We start from the raw sequence: 19,655 nt of genomic DNA, 5'->3' as shown, positions 1-19,655 counted from the left end.
AAGGAGACCAATGCTCGAACCCGAAGTGCTCACCGCGATCGCCGACGAACTGGCCGAGGCCGATCGCACCCGCTCCGTGATACCGCGGATCACCGCCCGGTACCCGGAGGCCGACATCGAGGACGCCTACGCGATCCAGCGGACCTGGCGCGACCGGCAGATCGCGGCCGGGCGGAGACTGGTGGGCCGCAAGATCGGGCTCACGTCCAAGGCGATGCAGGCGGCCACCGGCATCACCGAACCCGACTACGGGGTCATGCTGCACGACACCGTGTGGAGCAGCGGGTCGACGATCCCGTTCGACGCGTTCTCCAACGTGCGCATCGAGGTCGAGCTGGCGTTCGTGCTGGCGAAGCCCCTGGAGGGCCCCGGGCACACCGTGGTCGATGTGCTGCGGGCGACCGAGTACGTGATCCCGGCGCTCGAGGTGCTCAACTCGCACATCGAGCTGGAAGGCCGCACGATCGTCGACACGATCGCCGACAACGCCGCGTACGGCGCGATGGTGCTGGGTGGCAATCCGACCAAGCCGGATGCCGTCGACCTGCGGTGGGTGTCGGCGCTGCTGTACCGCAACGAGACGATCGAGGAGACCGGAGTGGCCGCGGGCGTGCTCAACCACCCGGCGACCGGGGTGGCCTGGCTGGCCGACAAACTGTCCCAGCACGGCGACCGGCTCGAGGCGGGCGAGATCATCCTCGCCGGCTCGTTCACCCGGCCGATGTGGGTCTCCCGCGGTGACAGCGTGTTGTGCGACTACGGACCGATGGGAACGATCACATGCCGCTTCCAGTGACCTTCCGCGACGCGCTCGCCGCCGCCGACCGGCCGCTGATCGGCATGTGGTGCTGCTCCGGCAGTCCGCTGATCGCCGAGATCTGCGCGGGCTCCGGGCTGGACTGGCTGCTGATCGACGGCGAGCACGGGCCGAACGACCTGGGCACGATCCTCACCCAGTTGCAGGCCGCCGCCGCCTACCCGGTGACGACCGTGGTGCGGGTGCCGAGCAACGACGCGGTCGTGATCAAGCAGGTGCTCGATCTCGGCGCACAGAATCTGCTCGTGCCGATGGTCGGCTCGGCGGAGGAGGCGCGGGCCGCGGTGGCGGCGGTGCGGTACCCGCCGGGCGGCATTCGTGGTGTCGGCTCGGCGCTGGCGAGGTCGGCACGCTGGGGACGCGTCGGCGGTTATCTGGCCGACGGTGACCAGCACGTCAGCCTGGTCGTGCAGGTCGAGAGCGGCGGGGCGGTCGAGGCGGCGGGCGAGATCGCGGCGGTCGACGGCGTCGACGGTGTGTTCGTCGGGCCGTCCGATCTCGCGGCGTCCATGGGTTTGCTCGGGCAGCAGACCCACCCGGACGTGGTGGACGCCGTGCTGCGCACGTTCGAGGCCGTGCGCGCACAGGGTAAGCCTGTCGGGGTCAACGCGTTCGACCCGGAGATGGCGCAGCGCTACCTCGACGCCGGGGCGTCGTTCGTGGCCGTCGGCGCGGACGTTGCGCTGCTCGCTCGCGGCAGTGAGGCGCTCGCCAAGCGCTTCATCCCCTGACCGTTCGCCTACGGCTCGCCACGAAGCGTTGCGGTCGGCTGAGGTCAGCCGACGGGCACTCCCGCCACCGCGCGCAGCGAGGCGAGCGTTTCGCGCGCGATGTCGTCGAACGGCCGCTGCTCGTCTTCCCGCAGCCATTGGGCGATCGTGCTGCGGAACACGACGACGGCCGACTCCGCTGCCAGCGTGGCGGCCGGGTCCGTGACGCCGCGGTCGAGCAGCCCGCGGTGCACGACGTCGGCGAGCTGGGCAAGCTTGTTCCGCTCGCGTTCCTGCAGCGCGGGGTGCGCGTCGACCAGGAGCTGTCGCATGCGCGCGTACGGGCGGCGCTCTTCGTCGAAGAACTCCACGGCCGCGACCACGCCGCTGACGGCGACATCGAGGGGTGCGGCGTCGGCCGGCGCCTCCTTGACGCCCCGCGCGACCGCCTCGATCAGCCGATCCTGGCCGTCGAAGAGCACCTCACGCTTGTCGGGGAAGTGGCGAAAGAAGGTGCGCTCGGTGACGCCGGCCGCCTCGGCGATGTCGGCCGCGGTCGTCTCTTCGTAACCGTGCTCGGTGAACAGGCGTACGGCAGCGGTGTGCAGTCGCGCACGCGTCCCCGGCTGCCATCTGCCCATGACCGCAGTATAAGTGATGACAGGAACTGACATGAGGTTGTACAGTGATGTCTGCGACTGACATCACTGGTCGTGGAAGGAACGAGGAGTCAGTTCATGCATGTGTTCATCACAGGCGCTGTGGGGAGGACCGGACGGTGCTTCGGCGTCGCCCTGGTCGCGTCGAGTGACAAGACCCGCGCCCAGCTCGGCGGGCCGGCCTTCGCAAGGACGCGACGGGCGTCTCCGCGCACGGCGCGGGGCTGTGCGGGACGGAGGTGGCCTGAGTGCAACCGCCACGCTGGAAGGTGGCCGTGCTGACCTGGGTGGGGATCTATCCGCTCATCACCACGCTGCTGTGGGTGCTCGGCCCGGTCCTGGGCGGGCTGCCGCTGCCTGCGGTGACCCTGGCGTTGACCATCGTGCTGGTGTCGCTCATGACTTTCGTGGTGATGTCGGCGCTCACCCGGGCTTTCCGGGGTTGGTTGCACGGGCCCCGGACCGCCGCGGGGACGTCCTCCCGGGCCGGGCAGAGGGCGCCGGTGCGGGCCGGCTGAGTGTCGCGGCTGCGGGCGCCGGAAGAGCGGCCGGGCGCCCGCAGCCACGCTCATGTCGTCGCCGGCAAACCCCCGCAGGTGGCCGCGTCCTGCCCGGGCGCCGCGCCATCTACTGCGCGGCGGGGTCGAGCTCCTGCAGTCGCGGGAACGTCTCCTCGAGCAGCGTGGTGAGCTGCTCGGTGAGCAGCAGCAACACCTGGTCGCGGGTCAGCGTGTCGTGGATCATCCACTCGCGTACGGCTGCCTTGACCATGCCGCCGTAGGCCCGGACCAGCGCACGCAGCTGCTGCCCGTGCGGCCGCACGTCGTGCATCCCGACACTCTTGATCAGGTTCTCCGCGGCTCGTCGGTCGGCTTCGGCCAGGATTCGTTCGACTTCCGGGTCGCTGCCGATGCCCTCGGTCCCCAGCACCGCGATCCAGCCTTTGGCGTGCTTGCTCACCGTCGTCAGAAGCCAGTCGACAAGGGTTTCCACGCGGGCCCGCAGTGGCCCGTCCGGCAGGGTCGCCGGATCGAACGTGGGCACCGTGACGATCCGGCGGACCGCGGCCAGGTAGAGCCCGCGCTTGGACTCGAAGTAGTGGTTGATCAGGCCTCTGGCGACGCCGGCGGCCCGGGCGACGTCGCTGGTGGACACCTCCGCGTACGGCCGCTCGGCGAAGAGGTCGATGGCGCGCTCGAGGATCTGCTCACGTCGTTCGTCGGGCTCCAACCGCCGCCACCGCGGTGGGGACTGCGCGCTCATGCCGGCCATCTTGCCTCAGTCCGACTGCCACGGAAGCCATGCGGGGATGTCGTCCGGGACCACGCCGGGGAACTGCGGGTCACGTCGTTCGAGGAAGGACCGCACGCCCTCGACGGTGTCGTCGCTGCCTGCGGCCTGGGCGATGAGCCGGGAGTCGAGCCGGTGCACCGGATCCGGCGACTCGAGCGGGCTGAGCCGGAAGAGCATCTGCCGGATGACCGCGGCGGCCACCGGCGCGACCTTGGCGGCCAGTTCCGCGGCGAGTTCGTAGGCGGCAGGCAGGACTTCGTCGGGTTCGTGGAGCCGGGTGACCAGGCCCGCGGCGAGCGCTTCGTCGGCGCCGAAGACCCGCCCGCTGACCATCCAGTCGAGTGCGCGGCCGAGCCCGACCAGCCGGGGGAGGAACCAGGTGGACGCGCCTTCCGGGTACAGGCCGCGACGGCTGAACACGAAACCGAAGCGGCTGTCGGTGGCGGCGAGGCGGAAATCGGCGGGCAGGATGATCGTCGAGCCCGCGCCGACGGCTGCGCCACGAATCGCCGCGATGACCGGCTTGGTGGAGGCGAAAATGGCGCGGACGCAGCGCCCGGCAGGCTCCTGCCACGATTCGTCCCCCTCGCCCACGTCGAGCGAGCCGCCGGACAGATCAGCACCGACGCAGAAGTCCGACCCGGCGCCGGTCAGCACGACAACGCGCACGTCGGGGTCGGCATCGGTCTTGCCGAACGCGTAAGCCAGCTCGTCCGCCATACGCACCGTGTAGCCGTTGCGCGCTTGCGGCCGGTTCAGCGTGATGGTCGCAACCCCGTCGGCGACCGCGTAGTCCACTTCCTGGAAGTCCATGCGGCTACCGTGACCTCTTGTTGTCGTGCCGTCAACAGTGTCGATGGGGGGCCGTTGTGGGCCACGACGACAACCACGGATGGCGCCTAGGCTGCGTCGCAGAGACCGTGTACGCCAGCAGGGAGAGAGCACGTGAGCGCGACATACCCCGCCCATACCCGCCTGATCCGCAGCCTGATCAGGGAAGACAAGACGTTGGAGCTGTTCGTCGAGGAGCAGCCGACGCGCGCGCCCGGTGCGGACGAGGTGCTGATTCGCGTGGAAGCGGCGCCGATCAATCCGTCCGATCTCAGCCTGCTGCTGGCCACGGCCGACCTGGGCCGAGCCGAGCAGAGCAGCGACGAGCACGGTCCCAAGATCACCGCGCCGGTGCCCGAGCGCGGCTTCGCTGCCATGCAGGCCAGGGTCGGCATTCCGATGGCCGTGGGCAATGAAGGGGCAGGCACGGTGGTCGCCGCGGGTGACTCGCCCGAGGCGCAAGCATTGCTGGGACGCACGGTCGCCGTGATGGGTGGCGGGATGTACGCGGAGTACCGGACTGTTCCGGCGTCGGCGTGCATGGTCCTACCCGAGGGCACGCCGGCCGCGGCGGGCGCAGCCGCGTTCGTCAACCCGTTGACCGCGTTGTCGTTCCTCGAGGTGGCCAGGTCGGGCGGGCACCCCGCCATCGTGCACACCGCTGCCGCCTCGAACCTCGGACGCATGTTGAACCGCATCTGTCTCGCCGACGAGATGCCGTTGATCAACGTGGTGCGGTCGCCGGAGCAGGTGCGCCTGCTCCGTGCGGAGGGCGCTCAGTACGTCGTCGACACCAGCGCAGACGGGTGGTTCGAGCAGCTGGTCGAGGCGATTTCGGAGACGGACGCGACGCTGGGCTTCGACGCGGTCGGTGGCGGACGGTTGGCGGGCGACATTCTCGCCGCGATGGAAACGGCTGCCAGCCGGAAGTTGACGAAGTATTCCCGCTACGGCTCGGGCAAGAAGACCCACGTCTACATCTACGGACGGTTGGACACCTCGCCGACCACGATCTCGTCGGGGATCGGGTTTGCGTGGAACCTGTCGGGCTTTCTGATGCCGACGTATCTGGCAACGCTGGACGAGGCCACCAGGAACCGGATGAAGGAGCGGGTGGCGAACGAGCTGACGACCACGTTCGCCAGTCACTTCGCCGAGACGGTCTCGTTGGTCGGCGCCTTGGAGCTGGACGCGCTCCGCACGTACAGTGCGCGAGCCACGGGCGCCAAGTACTTGATCGATCCGAGCTTGGGGTAGCCCCGGTCAGCTGGTCGGGCCGGCGCGAAATCCGGCCATGTGCCGAGCCCGGGTTGGCCCCGGCCGGCGGCGCAATGTGGCTTGTGCCGTGGCCGGCTTCGTCGCCCGGCCGGCGGCGCAATGTGCCTTGTGCCGTGGCTGGCTTCGTCGCCCGGCCGGCGGGCTGGGGCCCGTTGCCGCCTTGGCTAGCTCGCCCACCTGGTCAGGCGCGGCAACAGCGCGGTGTAGACGTCGGGGTTGAGCGCCATGCCGGTGTGTGTGCTGTGCACTTCGACGTGCTCGGCGCTCGGGTCGCGGCACAGCTCCCACGGCGCAATCTCGTCGTGCCGGGAGTAGACCGAGACTGCGGGGATCTCCGACGGCAGTGGGTTGAGCAGGTGGGCGCGGTTGACGCGATAGCACTGACCGGTGAGACAGTCCTGGTCGAGCACGCCGGGGAGGCCCGCGCTGCCGAGTCGCGCGATGAAGCGGGCGACGGCGAGGAACTTGGCCTTGCCCGCCAGCGGGTTGAGGACCGCGCTGGCCAGCATGATCAGACCGCCGACCAGGTCCGGCCTGCGCATGGCCACGATGCGTCCCAGCCAGCCGCCGCGGCTCTGGCCGAGAATGATCACCTTGCGGCCGGTCGTTTCGACGTGCCGTTCGAGGGTGGTTTCCAGCCGGGTGACCATGGTGGTGGTGCAGCCGATGTTCAAACCGGTGCGCGAGCCGATGGCCTGATAACCACGGGCGCGCAGCCAGTTGCGGGTGAGTGCCAGGCTGCGGTCCCCGAAACCGAATCCGGGGACCAACAGCACGCCTTGCCCGTCACCGATCGGTTCGCGCCGGTTCCAGACCGGGTGGCGGAGAAGCCGGGGATGTCCCGCACCATGGTGCGAAACGTTCCTTCTCCGACGGCGACTGTCGATGGGGCTGACGCTGGCATACGTTTGGGCTACCCCCTGGCCTGCCTTTCATGCGCCGGCGAGGCGTGAATCACCGCAAATGGCGCCAAAGGAACGTAAAGGTCAACGCCCAGTGAAACGCCCGTTGCGCGTTGTCGGCGGCCGCGCCATGTCCGCCTTCGATGTTCTCGTAGTAGTGCACCTGGTGGCCGAGTTCGCGCATTCGCGCGGCCAGTTTGCGCGCGTGCGCCGGGTGAACGCGGTCGTCGCGGGTTGACGTGACGATCAGCGTCGGCGGGTAGTGCCTGTCCTGGTGCAGGTTGTGCAGCGGCGAGTAACTGCGCAGGTAGGCGGCGTCGTCGGGGTCTTCCGGGTCGCCGTACTCGGCCATCCACGAGGCCCCCGCGAGAAGCTTGTGATAGCGCAGCATGTCGCACAGCGGCACATGCGACACGATCGCGCCGAAGAGCTCGGGGTAGCGGGTGAGCATGACGCCGGCGAGCAGGCCGCCGTTGCTGCCGCCCTCCATGCCGAGCTGTTGCGGGGTGCACAGCCCGCGGTCGACCAGGTCGCGCGCCACGGCGGCGAGGTCCTGGTAGGCGCGGTGCCGGTGGTGTTTGAGCGCGGCTTGATGCCAGCGCGGTCCGTACTCGCCGCCGCCGCGGATGTTGGCCACGACGTAGCGGCCGCCGCGCGCCAGCCACGCCCGGCCGACCGTTCCGCTGTAGGACGGGGTCAGGGAGATCTCGAACCCGCCGTAGGCGTAGAGCAGCGTCGGGCCAGGGCTGGGCCCGCCGATGACGAAGTACGGGACTTCGGTGCCGTCGTCGGATGTCGCGAAGTGCTGCTCCACCGTGAGGCCGTCGGTGTCGAACCAGGCCGGGCTGCGCTTGAGGATTTGCGGCTTCTCGTCGCCGACGACGCCTCGGCTGAGCGTGGACGGTTGGGTGAAGCCGGAGGTCTGCAGGAAGTACTCGTTGGAGTCGTCCGGAGAGGTGTCGACCAGGTCGGCGCTGCCGATGTCCGGGATGCCGGGCAGATCGTGCTGCTGCCAGCTGCCCGGCTCCACGACGAGCAGGCGGCTCTTGACGTCGGTCAGGGTGACCAGGAGCAGGTAGTCGCGGGTCCACTGGTGGTACTGCAGCGACGAGTGCTCGTCGGGTCGGAAGACGACCGTGAAGTCGCGATTGCCGTCGAGGAACTCGTCGAAACGGATGGCCAGCAGCGAGCCCGCGGGATGTCCCAGCCACTCGCCGCGCGGTTGCACCAGCATCCACTCGCGGTGGACGTCGATCTCGCTGTCGTTCGGGACGTCGATGCGTTGCAGCATGTCGCCGGTGCGGAGCAGCTTCTCGGAATTGAAGAAGTCGATCGACCGGGAGATCCAGTCGCGTTCGAAGCCCTTGGTGGGGTCGTGGTAGCCGGCGACCTGCATGTCGTCCTCGTTGCCTGCGAAGACGAGTTCGGCTTCGGACAGCGGGGTGCCGCGCCGCCATTGCCTGACCTGGCGCGGGTAGCCGGAGGTGGTCAGCGAGCCGGGGCCGAAGTCGGTGCCGACGTAGATGTGGTCGCGGTCGATCCAGCTCAGCCGGTGCTTGGCCTCGCCGAGCTCGAACCCGTCCGGGACGAACGTCAACGTGCGCAGGTCGAATTCGCGCACCACGGTGGCGTCGGCGCCGCCGCGGGACAGTTCGATCAGGCAGCGGTCGTAGTCCGGGCGCAGCACGGTCGGCCCGTGCCAGACCCAGTTCTCGCCCTCCGCGGCGGCAAGCTCGTCAAGGTCGAGGACGACCTCCCAGTCCGGCCGCGGTTGGCGGTAGGACTCCAGGGTCGTGCGGCGCCAGAGGCCGCGCGGGTGGTCGGCGTCCTGCCAGAAGTTGTACAGGTAGTCGCCGCGCCGCGTGACGAACGGGATCCGGTCGTCGGCATCCCAGACTTCGCGGATTTCGCGCTGCAGCTGCGCGAACTCGTCATCCTTGGTGAGGGCGGCGACCGTCTCGTCGTTGCGGGCTCGGACCCAGGCCAGGGCTTCGTCTCCGGTGACTTCTTCCAACCACAGCAGTTCGTCCACACCGCGACGTTAGCCGCACTGAGCGACGCGGGTCGGCCCGTGCCCGGACGGTGGGCTTGTCGATCTCGGGACGGCGAGCCAGCCATCCAACGCCGCACACTTTGTCGACAAAACGACTTGTTTACTTGTCGGTGGGGAGATCGGTCGCCGAGCCGGCGCCTTCGCGTCCCAGCGGTAGCTCGCCACGAGGCGGCACGCGCGGTACTCGTCCAACCGCTACGCCCGCCCAGCGAGTCGCCGTACCGCGGCGAGGTCGGGCTGGGCGGCGTTGACGATGGCCTCCGTTACCGAATCCATGCTCGCCGGATCGACCCCCGCTGCGGCGCAGTTGTCGCGGAACTTCGCGATGACGCGAGTGGCATCCCACGGGCGGGAGCCGTTGCCGTCGACGTCGGGGATCCGGACGAGTTGGCGGCTGCCGTCGTCCCATGCCGCTTCGAGCTTCGCGGGGAACCGTGCGGGATAGCCCGAATCCGGCCAGGGCTCCCAGGTCACGCGCTGTGCGAACCGCACGACTTCCGGGTCCGGCTCGCCGACGAAGTCATCAAGGTCAACCTGACCGCGCACGGCTTGCAGGGCCACGACGTACGGCAGGCTCCACCGTGCTTCGTCAGCACGTTCGGGTGACTGCTTGCGCTCCCAACGAACCGCGATGACGTGCTCCTGCCCGGTGGGCACGTGGCACGTCAGTCGCTGCAGGCGCTCGTGACCACCGGGTCCGAGGTTCAGCTCGGCGACGGCCTCGACGAACGGGTGCAGGAAGTGGCAGCACGGCAAACCCTTGAACGCCGCTTCCGCCAAGTACCAGCGCGTTCCGAGATCCTCCAGCGACGACTGGAAGCGCTCGGCAGCCGCGGCGTCTCGCGCGTAGAGCCCGAAGAATCCGCGCTCGCCCTCGAAGACCGTCCGGGCTCCGGTCACACCGCCACCGACCAGGCGAACCGCGGACACGGCGGCCTGCGCTGCGATGCCGGCCTGGGCGGCTTTGCTGGTCGCGCCGCTGGCCAGGAACGTGAAGTTGCCCGCAGCGAAGCTGGCCGCGAGGCCGATCGCGTCAGCGAGCCGTTCGCGGTCGAGACCGTTGATCAGGCCGACGGCCAGGGCGCCGGCGAGCGGCCCGGCGACCGACGTGCCTTGGAATCCCACGCGCTGGAACCCGCTCGGGCTGGCCAGGCCGAGGCGGACGAGCACCTCCCACCCCACGGCGAAAGCCTTGATGACCTGCCGGCCGTCCGCGCCGGTGTCCTCGGCCGCGGCAAGCACCGCAGGCGCGAGCACGCTGCTGCCGTGCATCACGGAGCCGGTGTGGGTGTCGTCGTACTCCAGCGAGTGGATGAGTGTGCCGTTGACCAGGGCCGCTTCGGCGGGCGAGGTGGTCGTGTCGGCGCCCAGAACGGTGCAGGGCCCGGTCGTGGCGACGGTGGAGGGAAGCTCACGTACGGGCCCGCGACGAGTGGCTGCCAGCCCCACTCCGACGGCGTCGAGGAAATGCAGCCGCGCGGACGCTTCGATGTCCGGCGGAAGCTCCGGAAGATCGGCGACCTTGTCGATCAGAACGTCGACGACGGACATCAGGACACCTCCCCGAGAAGTCGATCCAGCACCACGCGGAGCGGGACGTCGAGGTCCAGCGGCCGGTCAGGGTCGGTCAGCGCCTCAGCCTGTGCAGCGAAGCCGGGTCTGAGCTCGGCCGTCAGCGTTCGGAACTTGTCGAGGAGCTGCTCGCGCGACATCGGCCGGTCCGGTCCGCCGAGCGCAGACATCACGGTTTCCTCGTGGACGCTGCCATCCGCCAGGGTCACCCGCACACTGGACGGCCGGTCGTGCGGCGGCTCGGGTACGTCGGTCCACTCCTCGATCCGCACGCGATCCCGCAGCTGGACGACTGTTGCCTCGTGCAGTGACTCCCGGGCGAACGCCTTCATATCGGGTTCGCCGGCCAAGAGCACGGCGGCCACGGCATGGGGCAGCGAGAAACGCGCGGCAAGGCTCGTTTCGGGGCTCTTGTTGCCGAGCGCCGCAGCAAGCGGGTGCGCGCGGACAGCGATCTCGACGATCTTGTCGACCGGTACCCGCTTCGCCAGCTGACCGGCAGCTTCCACGCTCGAATGCAGATACTGACAGCACGCGTACGGCTTGTGATAGGCGTCCTGCACACCGTAGCGCTCACCCAAGCCCTGCGTGAGCTCTTCCTCTCGCGCCGCCGCGCCACCGACGTCGGCGAAAACTTCGCGGAACGCCGTAGGACTGCCGGTCAGCCCGGCGTCAGCCATGTCCGCGGCGAGGAATCCGAGCTGGGAAGCGGCCGCCGCCCACGCGTTGCGCACGGTGGCACCTTGGGTCGCATTGACGAACGGCCCGGTCATCGACATCGAGGCCGCACCAAGCACGGTTCGGGCAAACGCGTCCGCTGGGAGACGACGAGCGGCGCCCACCGCAGCGGCGGCCCCGATCGGCGACAACGACGCATGAGGATGACGCGACAACGGAAGCGGCGGCCGATACGCGCGGGCGACCCGGGTGACGACCTCGTACCCGGTCACGAGCGCGATGAGCAGGTCACCCACGCTGCCGTTCGTCGCTTCCACCTCGGCGAGCGCGGTCGGCAGCGTGTACAGCGAGCCGTGGCAGGTTGCCGGGCGGTAGCCGCCGTCAAGCTCCGTCCAGTTCGCGGCCACCGCATTCGCCACCGAAGCCCGACCGCGATCAGTTCGCCGACCAGGGACGCCGACCACGGTCGACTCGTCACCGTCGACGGCCTGCGCGGAAACCCGCCGCACCTCGTCCTCGGTGTGCGCCGCGATCATCGCGGCCAGGTCGTCGCAGACGATGAGCATCGCCTTGCGCAGCACGGGTTCGGGAATCGTGGCGACTCCGCGGCGCGCGTGGTCCGCCGCCCAGTCCAGCAGCTCCGTGGCCTCAGACATGCACGCCTCCCGCCGGCTCGGCGGCCGCTTGCGTGACCCGCACGTGCCGGCGGTGCGCCAGCCACGCACATCCGGCCGCAACCAGGCAGAGCCCGACGATGTACCAGGCCATGGCGGTGTTGCTGTCGGTTTCGCTGTACAACCAGGTCGCGATGAACGGCGTGGTCCCGCCGACGAGCGTGGTCGGCAGCGCGTACGCCAGCGACGCGCCGGTGTAGCGGATCTTGGTCGGGAACAGCTCGCAGTAGATCGCCGGCTGCGGCGCGTAGGCGGCGGACTGGATGACCGCCAGCCCGAGAATCATGCCGAGCAGGATGATCCACGAGTCACCCGTCTCGATCATCGCGAAGTACGGGAACGTGAAGGCAGCGGCGGCCAGGGCCGCCAGCGTCACCTGACGGCGCAGCCCCACCCGGTCGGAGAGCCACCCGAACACCGGGATGGAGATCAGATAGCACACCGAGACGATGGTCAGGTGGTTCAGCGTCTGCGACTCCGGCACCTTCAGCGAGTCGGTGACGTACGCCAGGGTGTAGGTCGCGATGACGTAGTAGAGCGCATTGTTGGCCGCCGCCAGGCCCGCCCCGATCAGGACCGACCGCCAATCCGTGCGCAGCACCTCCGCGACCGGGACCTTCGTGACGTCGTCCTTCGCCTTCGTGGTGACGAAGTCCCGCGACTCGGCCAGCCCGCGGCGGATGTACAGGCCGACCAGGACGATCACCACGCTGGCCAGGAACGGGATCCGCCAACCCCAGTCGCCGAAGGCGTCCCCGCTGACCCACGACGACACACTGACGACAAGGCTGGCCAGCAGCAGCCCGGCGGGGGAGCCGATCTGCGTGGACGAACCGAACAGTCCCTTGCGGCGGGCCGGCGCGTTCTCCACCGACAGCAGCGCGGCGCCACCCCACTCGCCGCCGAGCGCGATGCCCTGCGCGATCCGGCACAGCGTCAGCAGCACCGGAGCCCAGACACCGATCGCCGAGTAGGCCGGGATGAGGCCGATGAGGACGGTCGCGCCGCCCATGATGAGCAACGTGGCGACGAGGACGTTCCGCCTGCTGATCTTGTCGCCGAAGTGCCCGAACAGGATGCTGCCCAGCGGGCGGGCGATGAACCCGACCGCGAAGGTGGCGAAGGCGGCAAGCTTGCCCAGCACGCCTTCCTGCGTCGGGAAGAAGACCTCGTCGAACACCAACGACGCGGCCGTTGCGTAGATGAAGAAGTCGTACCACTCGAGCGTGGTGCCGACGAAACTGCCGATCGCGGCCCGCTTGGACTGGGGCTGCGCCGGCCCGGTGGGGGTGGACACAACAGGCTCCTCGTCAGTCGGTGGAGATCGGGGCGAGGGATGGTCGATGGATCGGGGCGAGGGATGGTCGTGGATCGGGGCGAGATCAGCCGATCAAGGCCAGGGCGATCAGCGGATCAGGGCGAGAAGAGCTCCGCGGATCAGGACCAGGGAGATCAGCCCGCGGCGTGGCGGCCGGCGAGCAAGCCGAGTCCGAGCGCGCTGAGCAGGCCGTTGCCGGACGAGTAGCCCGCGCCACCGGCACGCCCACTGATTCCGGCGGCGACACCGCCCGTGGCATAAACGCCGGGAATCGGCCCGGACTGGCCGAGAACTCTGGCGTGTTCGTCGACCCGAACGCCGCCCTGGGTGTGGAACAGCGCCGGAATCGCGCGCACTGCCGCGTACGGCGGCTTCAGCGGCCCGCGGCCCCACTCGGTGCGGCCGAAGACATCGCTCGCTTCTCCGGCAGCGGCCGCGCGGGCGGCGTCCAGCGTCCGCGCGAGCTCGTCCGCGTCCGCCCCGGTGACCTGCGCCAACTCCGCCACGTCGGCCGCCTCCTTGACGCCCCCGGCGGCGAGGAGGTCGGCGAACTCTTCTTCGTGCGCGGCGACCGAGTCACGAATGCCGGTGTCGAAGATGACGTGCACCGGCGGCTCGGCTCCGGACACGGCGGGGGCGAAACCCGAGTAGCCGACGGACTCGTCACCGATGCGCCTGCCGCGTCCGTCGATGAGGATCCCGCCGTGTTCGACCGTGGTCCACGAGGTGATCGAGCCGTGCGGGCTGGCCACGGCCGCGTAGCCCTGGAAGGCTTCCGCATTCGCCATCGACGCGCCCAGGTCGAGCAGCCACCGCACGGCCTCGCCGGTGCTGCCGTGTGCACCGAGGTACTCCAGCCCGACCGCCTGCGGCGCGAACTGCCGGAGCATCTCGCGGTTGGCGCCGAAGCCGTTCGCGGCGAGCACGACCGCGCGGCTGCGCAGCGTGTAGGTGCCGGAACGGTCACCGGACACGACGACACCTCGCACTTGGCCGTCCTCGACGACGAGCCGGTCGACCGGCGAGTGGGTCAGGACCTCGACATCGGCGGCTTTCGCCGCGCGCAGCAGGTCCGCAACCAGGGCATGGCCTTTGCGGGACGGCGGGGCGTGCAGCCGCGGGACGCTGTGCCCGACGTGCTTGTAGTCGGTGATCAGCCGCAGGTCCACCGAGTGCTTGTCGACCAGCCACTCCACCAGCGGCGCGCTCACCGTGGCCAACGTGGTGACCAGGTCCTCGGCGTCGTGCGGGCCGGACTGCCGCAGCAGGTCGGCGGCCAGGCGTTCGGGCGAGTCCTCGATTCCGGCCTCCGCCTGCCAACGGCTGCCGGCTCCGGGAACCGACCCCGTGGAGGCGGCGGTGTTGCCACCGGGCCGTTCTTCCTTCTCCAGTACGACAGCGCTCGCGCCCGCGTCGGTCGCCGCGAGGGCCGCAACCAGACCGGCCCCGCCTGCGCCGACGACGACCACGTCTACGTCGATGTCCTGCACAAACTTCCCTTCTTCGCGATGAGTTTCCACGGTCCGCAGCGCGGTGCTCGGCTCTGGTGAGTCAGACGGCGCGCAGTGCGGTACCCCGGGTTTCGGTGACGGTCAGCGAGGTCGCGGCGGTGATGACAGCCGTGCCGATCAAGAACCACGCCGGTGCCAGCGAGCTGCCGGTCACGTCCAACAGCCACAGGCTGATCAGCGGCGCGGTGCCGCCGACGGCCATGCTGGCCAAGTTGAAGCCGAGCGCGATGCCGGTGTAACGGACGCGGGACGGGAACATCTCGGCGAACGCGGCGAACACGATGCCCATCAGCGCGGCTTCCGACAGACCGAGCACGACCTGGGCGACGACCGCCAGGGGCAGCGACGGCGCGCTCATCAGCGCGAAGCACGGAATCGCCAAGACCCCGAACGCCACCGACGCGACGAACAGCATCGGCTTGCGGCCCCACCGGTCGGACAGGTGGCCGAACAGCGGCATGGTCAGGCACGAGACGACCAGCGTCGTGGTGGTCGACCAGAACGCCGCGTTCGGGCTGAAGCCCGCGGTCCGCTGCAGATGTGTCGAGGCGTAGACGTACACCACGTAGTAGCCGGCGAACAGCAGCGTCGACAGGCCCAGCGTGCGCAGCAGGCCGGGCAGGTGCTCGCGGATGAGCTCGGCGGCCGGGGCGGACGCCAGGCCTTCGCCGGTGGCCAGCTCGTCCTTGGTCACCGAGTCCTCCAGCCGGAACCGGATCCACAGGCCGACCAGCCCCAACGGCAGGCTCAGCAGGAACGGCACGCGCCAGCCCCAGTCGGCCAGCTGCTCCTCGGTGAGCACCGAGTTGAGGATCGACACCGTGACCGACGCCAGCAGCGCACCGCTCAACGCGCCGAATTGCACCGTGGAGCACAGGAACCCGCGGTGGCGGGGCGGCGACTTCTCGGCGACGTACGCGGCCGCGCCGCCGACCTCACCGCCGGACGCGATTCCTTGCACGCACCGCGCGGCCACCAGCAGGAACGCCGCGCCGACGCCGATGGCGGAGTAGGTCGGCAGTACACCGATCGCCACCGTGGCGGCGCACATCGACAGGATGGTGGCCGCCAGAATGCGCGAGCGCCCGAAACGGTCGCCGAGGTGTCCGAAGATCAGCCCGCCGAGCGGCCGCAGCACGAAGGCCGCGGCGAACGTCGCGAACGTGGCCAGCAGGGCCGTCGTGGGGTTTGCGCCCTCGGCGAAGAAGACGACCGAGAGCACCGTGGCCAGATAGCCGTAAATGCCGAAGTCGTAGTACTCGACGATCGACCCGACGAGGCCGGCACCGATCACCCGCGGGTCGATCGACGTCGGCGCGTCGGTCTTGGTCGTGACGTCAGCGGGCGCGGCTTGCGGGGTCTGGTCGGCTGCCTGCATCGTCAGCACCTCCATGTCTGCCGCCCGGTTTACGGCGATCGGGTGTAGCGAACACACTCGGCGAAAAACTGCAAACTGTCAACACTTCTGCGTGAACTTGGTGGAAACAAAAGCAAATCTGCAGCTAGGTACTATGATCGCGCTGTCGACAGTTACCGCGGCTCGCGTGCCGCGAGGAGGAATCGGATGACTGAACAACTCCGGCCGACCAAGCTGGGTCGCGCGGCCACCTACGCGGACAAGAGCCTTGAGGTGTTGCGCCAGATGATTCTCGACGGCGAACTGGCCCCCGGGCAGCGGCTCAACGAGGTCCACCTGTCGCAGGCGCTGGGCATCAGCCGGGGGCCGTTGCGCGAGGCCATCCGGCGCCTGGCGGCCGAGGGGCTGGTCGAGCCGGTGACGCACCGCGGCGTCTACGTCCGCTCGTTCTCCGCGCGGGAGCTGTCCGACTTCTACGAGCTGCGCATCGCGCTGGAGACCCACGCCGTGCGGCTCGCCGCCCGCTACGCGCCGCAGGAGCGCATCGACGAGCTGGGCGACATGCTCGACGAGACCGAGCACACGATGGACGACGACACGGCGGGCGCGTATCCCGCGAACCCGGATTTCCACGCCCGGCTCGCCCGGCTGGCGGCGAACCCGCCGCTGCTGCAGGCGCTCACCGAGGTGGGGAGGAAGATCAAGCTGGCGCGAGCCCGGTCGGCGCATCAGCCGCAGCGGGCCCGCACGGCGCTGGAAGAGCACCGCGAGATCCTGGCGGCTCTGTCGAAGCGCGACGGCGACAAGGCGGCCGCGCTGCTGGAATCGCATCTGACCAGCTCGCTCAACAACGCACTCGCGGTTCTGCGCGCCTCCGAACCGGAGTGATGGAGTTCCCCGGGCCCACCATGGATTCAGTGAGCCCGGGGAGGCTTTCAGCCGCCTGCAGGCAAAGCGGCCAGCAGGGCGTCGGTCGTGGTGACGTCGGCGTACTTCTGCGCCATGTCGAACAGGTTCACCTCGTGTACCACCGGGCTCCGGTCGTAAACGGCGTCGGCCGGGACGCTGACCCGGAAGTTGTAGGAGAACGCGTCGGTGACGCTGGATCGCACGCAGCCGGACGTGGTGCATCCGGTCACCACCAGCGAGTCGACCCCGGCTTCCACCAGGTAGCTGACCAGCGGCGTACCGAAGAACGCGCTCGGGTGCCGCTTGGGCACGAGGATGTCACCCTCCTCCGGCGCCACCTCGGAGACGAACTCGTATCCCTTCGACGGGATGTCCATGATCGCCGGCACCTTCGCGCCGAGCCTGCCGCTGTCGTAGCTCTTCTTCGGTGCCACGTGCGGATACAACACCGGCCAGTCGTTCTCCCGGAACGCGGCGAGCAGGCGGGCGATGTTGCCGACCGCCGCCCAGCCGACTTCGCCGCAACTGGTCGGGAACTCCTCGACGGCGGTCTCGAACGGCGCCGGCGTGGTGCCGACGGTGCGGTACTGCACGTCGATGATCAGCAGGGCGGGACGCTGACCCATCCCGACCGGTTTGCCGAAGCCCGCGAGCTCGTACCGGCGAGTCGTCAGCTCGTCGATGACGCCTTTGCCACCAACCGTCCACGGACCTTGTTCGCTCATGCGTACTCCTTCGCTTGCGCCAGCGCCGCAGCTCCGCTGCGCTCTCTCGGCAGGTAGACACCGGTGGGCTGTTGCGACAGCTCGCCATCGCGGACCGCGAAGTGTCCGCGCACCAGCGTGTGGACGACTTTCAGGGGAATCTCGACGCCCTCCCACGGCGAGTATTGGGCCGCGGAGTACTGGGTTTCCGCGCGCACCGTGGTCGTCGCTTCGAGGTCGACGACGGCGAGGTCGGCGTCCGAGCCGATGCGGATCGTGCCTTTGCTTGGGAAGAGGCCGAAGAGGTGCGCTGCCCGCGTGCTGGTCGCGTCCACCAGTCGCTCGAGGTCGATCCCGCGCCGCAGCCCTTCACCGATCACCGTCGGCAGCACCAACCCGGTGCCCGGGAAACCGGCCGACGCCGACCAGATGTCCTTCTCCTTGGCCGTGCGGTGTCGGGCGTTGTGGTCCGAGCCGACGGTGTCGACCTCGCCCGTGCGCAGGCCTTCCCACAGCGCTTCGACGTCCTCGGTGTGCCGCACCGGCGGGTTGACCTTCGCGTACGTGCCGCACGGAGAGTCGGTAGTGAGTGTCAGGTACTGGGTGCAGGTTTCGGTGAACAAGTTCTCGTAGGCGGTGCGCTGGGTGCGCATCGCCTCCAACGCGGCCTTGCTGCTGGTGTGCACGGCGTAGACGGAGGCGCCCGTGACGCTGCCGAAGTACGCGACGCGCTGCACGGCTTCCGCCTCCACGACGGGTGGCCTGCTGCGGTACCAGGCTTCCAGCGGCGGGAGCGATTCGTCCTTGGCCCGGTCGCGCAGTTTCCACACCAGCTCGATGTTCTCCGGGTGCGGGTTGACCATCGCGCCGGCGTCCGCGGCCCGCCCGAGCAGGTCGTACATGAACGAGTCGTCGTTGCTGGGCAGTCCGAGGTACTTGCCCTCGTCGCCACGGAAGTTCATGAAGAACTTGAAGCTGGACACGCCGAGTTCGCGGACGTAGTCCGGGATCGCGGCCGCCTGCTCGTCGGTGCCGAGGACGAAGTGGAAGCCGTAGTCGGTGTGCGAGTTGCCCTTCATCGCCGCGTCCGAATCGGCGAAAACCTGCTCGTACGGCTCGGCGCTCATCAGGTAGACGAGCATCGTCGTGATGCCGCCGGCCGCCGCCGAAGCGGTTTCCAACGACGCGTCGTCGGGATCGCGCGGGACGCGGATGTCCTTGCCGAGGTGGACGTGCGGGTCGATGCCGCCGGGCAGCACGACCTTGCCGGAGATGTCGACTTCCTCGGCCGCGGTGACGTGCGTGCCGGGGGCCACCAGACCGGCGATGGTCCCGTCGTTGATCAGGATGTCCAGGTTCTGCAGTCCCGCGCCGTGCTGGAAGACCTTCCCGCCGCGCAGTCGCAGGTCGTAGCCGTCCATCAGCTCCTCCTGTCGGGCTTCGCCGCGTAGCGCTGCTCGAGTTCGTCGAATTCGGGTTTGCGCACCAGTTCCTGGCGGTCGCGCCAGCTGATCATCAAGTGCTGGGCCTCGCGCGTGTCGCCGTGCTTGTCCAGGTGGGCGAGGATCGCGCGCATGCCGACCACGGCCCCGCGCAGCGTCGCGTTGGCGTACAGCGCGACGGCGAAGCCGAGGTCGCCCAGCTCGTCGCGGGACAGCAACGGGGTGCGGCCGCCCTCCACCATGTTCGCGATGTGCTTGCCGGGGACCTGCGTGGTGATGTAGCGCATCTCGTCCACGCTCTCAGGTGCCTCGACGAACAGCACGTCCGCTCCTGCCTCGCGGTAGGCCGCGGCGCGCTCGCAGGCCGCTTCGAGTCCTTCGGTCGCGCGGGCGTCGGTGCGGGCGACGATGACCAGATCGTCGTCACGGCGAGCGTCGACCGCCGCGTGCACCTTGCCGACCATCTCCTCGAGCGGAATGACTTCCTTGCCGTTGAAGTGACCGCACTTCTTCGGGCTGACCTGGTCCTCGAGCTGGATGGCTGCCGCGCCCGCGCGCTCCAGGCGACGTACCGTGCGCTGCACGTTGAGCGCGTTGCCGAACCCGGTGTCCGCGTCGACGACGACCGGGATGTTCACCGCGTCCGCGATTGCCTCCACGTGGCCGGACAGCTCGTCCAGCGTGAGCAGGCCGTGATCGGGCATCCCGAGGTAGCTGTTGGTCACGCCTGCGCCGGTCACGTAGACGGCGCCGAAGCCCGCTTCCTCCACGACCCGCGCGGCGAGCGCGTTGGCCGCGCCCGGAAGGAGCAGCGGCTGGTCGGTGGATTCGACGAGCGCGCGAAGCCGGCGCGCCAGGTTGGTCATGGGGCCTCCCCGAGATCGCTTGCTCACGGCCACCGGTCGATGCGGTGGGGTGTATCGCCACCCTGACCGGTAATCTGCCAA

18 protein-coding genes are annotated in these 19,655 nt (G+C 69.4%); 5 read left to right on the top strand and 13 right to left on the bottom strand.

Going from position 1 to position 19,655, the window contains the following annotated elements; all coding sequences use genetic code 11:
• The first annotated feature begins 10 nt into the window (after positions 1-10).
• Both hpaH and YWM_RS0115565 read left to right on the top strand, forming a co-directional pair.
• Positions 11-796, top strand: a complete 786-nt coding sequence (gene hpaH, locus YWM_RS0115570; protein WP_028851478.1) for a 2-oxo-hept-4-ene-1,7-dioate hydratase — start codon at positions 11-13, stop codon at positions 794-796.
• A complete protein-coding gene (locus tag YWM_RS0115565; RefSeq protein WP_028851477.1) occupies positions 781-1,548 on the top strand; it encodes an HpcH/HpaI aldolase family protein in 768 nt (255 codons plus the stop codon). Before hpaH ends, YWM_RS0115565 begins: the two co-directional genes overlap by 16 nt.
• A 44-nt stretch (positions 1,549-1,592) precedes the next feature.
• Here YWM_RS0115565 and YWM_RS0115560 read toward each other — a convergent pair whose 3' ends face one another.
• Positions 1,593-2,168, bottom strand: a complete 576-nt coding sequence (locus YWM_RS0115560; protein WP_028851476.1) for a TetR/AcrR family transcriptional regulator — start codon at positions 2,166-2,168, stop codon at positions 1,593-1,595.
• A gap of 266 nt (positions 2,169-2,434) precedes the next feature.
• On the opposite strand from YWM_RS0115560, the gene YWM_RS24005 reads away from it, so the two are divergent.
• Positions 2,435-2,704: a putative antibiotic biosynthesis monooxygenase gene (locus tag YWM_RS24005; RefSeq protein ID WP_156914801.1), complete on the top strand. Its 270-nt coding sequence runs from the start codon at positions 2,435-2,437 to the stop codon at positions 2,702-2,704.
• 109 nt (positions 2,705-2,813) lie between these two features.
• Here the strand turns inward: YWM_RS24005 and YWM_RS0115550 are convergent, their stop codons facing one another.
• Entirely contained in the window at positions 2,814-3,449 is a 636-nt protein-coding gene (locus YWM_RS0115550; RefSeq protein WP_028851474.1) for a TetR/AcrR family transcriptional regulator, read from the bottom strand.
• Between the two features lie 15 nt (positions 3,450-3,464).
• Positions 3,465-4,292, bottom strand: a complete 828-nt coding sequence (locus YWM_RS0115545; protein WP_028851473.1) for an enoyl-CoA hydratase-related protein — start codon at positions 4,290-4,292, stop codon at positions 3,465-3,467.
• 132 nt (positions 4,293-4,424) lie between these two features.
• On the opposite strand from YWM_RS0115545, the gene YWM_RS0115540 reads away from it, so the two are divergent.
• A complete protein-coding gene (locus YWM_RS0115540; protein ID WP_028851472.1) occupies positions 4,425-5,567 on the top strand; it encodes a zinc-binding dehydrogenase in 1,143 nt (380 codons plus the stop codon).
• A 185-nt stretch (positions 5,568-5,752) separates the two neighbouring features.
• On the opposite strand, the gene YWM_RS24000 is transcribed toward YWM_RS0115540, so the two are convergent.
• The 7 genes from YWM_RS24000 to YWM_RS0115505 form a co-directional block, all read right to left on the bottom strand.
• Positions 5,753-6,364, bottom strand: a complete 612-nt coding sequence (locus YWM_RS24000; RefSeq protein WP_342664951.1) for an alpha/beta hydrolase — start codon at positions 6,362-6,364, stop codon at positions 5,753-5,755.
• 178 nt (positions 6,365-6,542) lie between these two features.
• A complete protein-coding gene (locus YWM_RS0115530; protein ID WP_028851471.1) occupies positions 6,543-8,522 on the bottom strand; it encodes a prolyl oligopeptidase family serine peptidase in 1,980 nt (659 codons plus the stop codon).
• A gap of 216 nt (positions 8,523-8,738) precedes the next feature.
• A complete protein-coding gene (locus YWM_RS25320; RefSeq protein ID WP_052344957.1) occupies positions 8,739-10,094 on the bottom strand; it encodes an MmgE/PrpD family protein in 1,356 nt (451 codons plus the stop codon).
• Positions 10,094-11,449: an MmgE/PrpD family protein gene (locus YWM_RS23990; RefSeq protein ID WP_156914800.1), complete on the bottom strand. Its 1,356-nt coding sequence runs from the start codon at positions 11,447-11,449 to the stop codon at positions 10,094-10,096. Before YWM_RS23990 ends, YWM_RS25320 begins: the two co-directional genes overlap by 1 nt.
• A complete protein-coding gene (locus YWM_RS0115515; RefSeq protein ID WP_028851470.1) occupies positions 11,442-12,764 on the bottom strand; it encodes an MFS transporter in 1,323 nt (440 codons plus the stop codon). Before YWM_RS0115515 ends, YWM_RS23990 begins: the two co-directional genes overlap by 8 nt.
• A gap of 155 nt (positions 12,765-12,919) precedes the next feature.
• Positions 12,920-14,275, bottom strand: a complete 1,356-nt coding sequence (locus tag YWM_RS0115510) for an FAD-dependent oxidoreductase (RefSeq protein ID WP_043661376.1) — start codon at positions 14,273-14,275, stop codon at positions 12,920-12,922.
• A 61-nt stretch (positions 14,276-14,336) separates the two neighbouring features.
• Positions 14,337-15,674, bottom strand: a complete 1,338-nt coding sequence (locus YWM_RS0115505) for an MFS transporter (protein WP_028851468.1) — start codon at positions 15,672-15,674, stop codon at positions 14,337-14,339.
• A gap of 186 nt (positions 15,675-15,860) precedes the next feature.
• Between YWM_RS0115505 and YWM_RS23985 the strand changes: the two genes are divergently transcribed.
• Complete coding sequence (locus tag YWM_RS23985; RefSeq protein WP_052344953.1) at positions 15,861-16,541, top strand: GntR family transcriptional regulator; 681 nt, start codon at positions 15,861-15,863, stop codon at positions 16,539-16,541.
• Between the two features lie 47 nt (positions 16,542-16,588).
• Here YWM_RS23985 and YWM_RS0115495 read toward each other — a convergent pair whose 3' ends face one another.
• The 3 genes from YWM_RS0115495 to YWM_RS0115485 are packed head-to-tail and all read right to left on the bottom strand — an operon-like array spanning position 16,589 to position 19,574.
• The gene (locus YWM_RS0115495; RefSeq protein WP_084612454.1) at positions 16,589-17,287 is read right to left on the bottom strand and encodes an isochorismatase family protein; all 699 of its coding nucleotides are present in this window, start codon (positions 17,285-17,287) and stop codon (positions 16,589-16,591) included.
• Positions 17,284-18,687: a dihydroorotase gene (locus YWM_RS23980; RefSeq protein ID WP_052344951.1), complete on the bottom strand. Its 1,404-nt coding sequence runs from the start codon at positions 18,685-18,687 to the stop codon at positions 17,284-17,286. The genes YWM_RS0115495 and YWM_RS23980 overlap by 4 nt, the downstream gene beginning before the upstream one ends.
• Positions 18,687-19,574 carry an isocitrate lyase/PEP mutase family protein gene (locus tag YWM_RS0115485; RefSeq protein WP_028851466.1) on the bottom strand — a complete coding sequence of 296 codons (888 nt, stop codon included), beginning with the start codon at positions 19,572-19,574 and terminating at the stop codon, positions 18,687-18,689. The genes YWM_RS23980 and YWM_RS0115485 overlap by 1 nt, the downstream gene beginning before the upstream one ends.
• Positions 19,575-19,655 lie beyond the last annotated feature (81 nt).

Origin of the sequence: Thermocrispum municipale DSM 44069 (assembly GCF_000427825.1) — a bacterium.
Taxonomy (GTDB): Bacteria; Actinomycetota; Actinomycetes; order Mycobacteriales; family Pseudonocardiaceae; genus Thermocrispum; species Thermocrispum municipale.
Note: the sequence above shows the minus strand (reverse complement) of the source record. Positions and strands in the feature narration are given on the sequence as shown.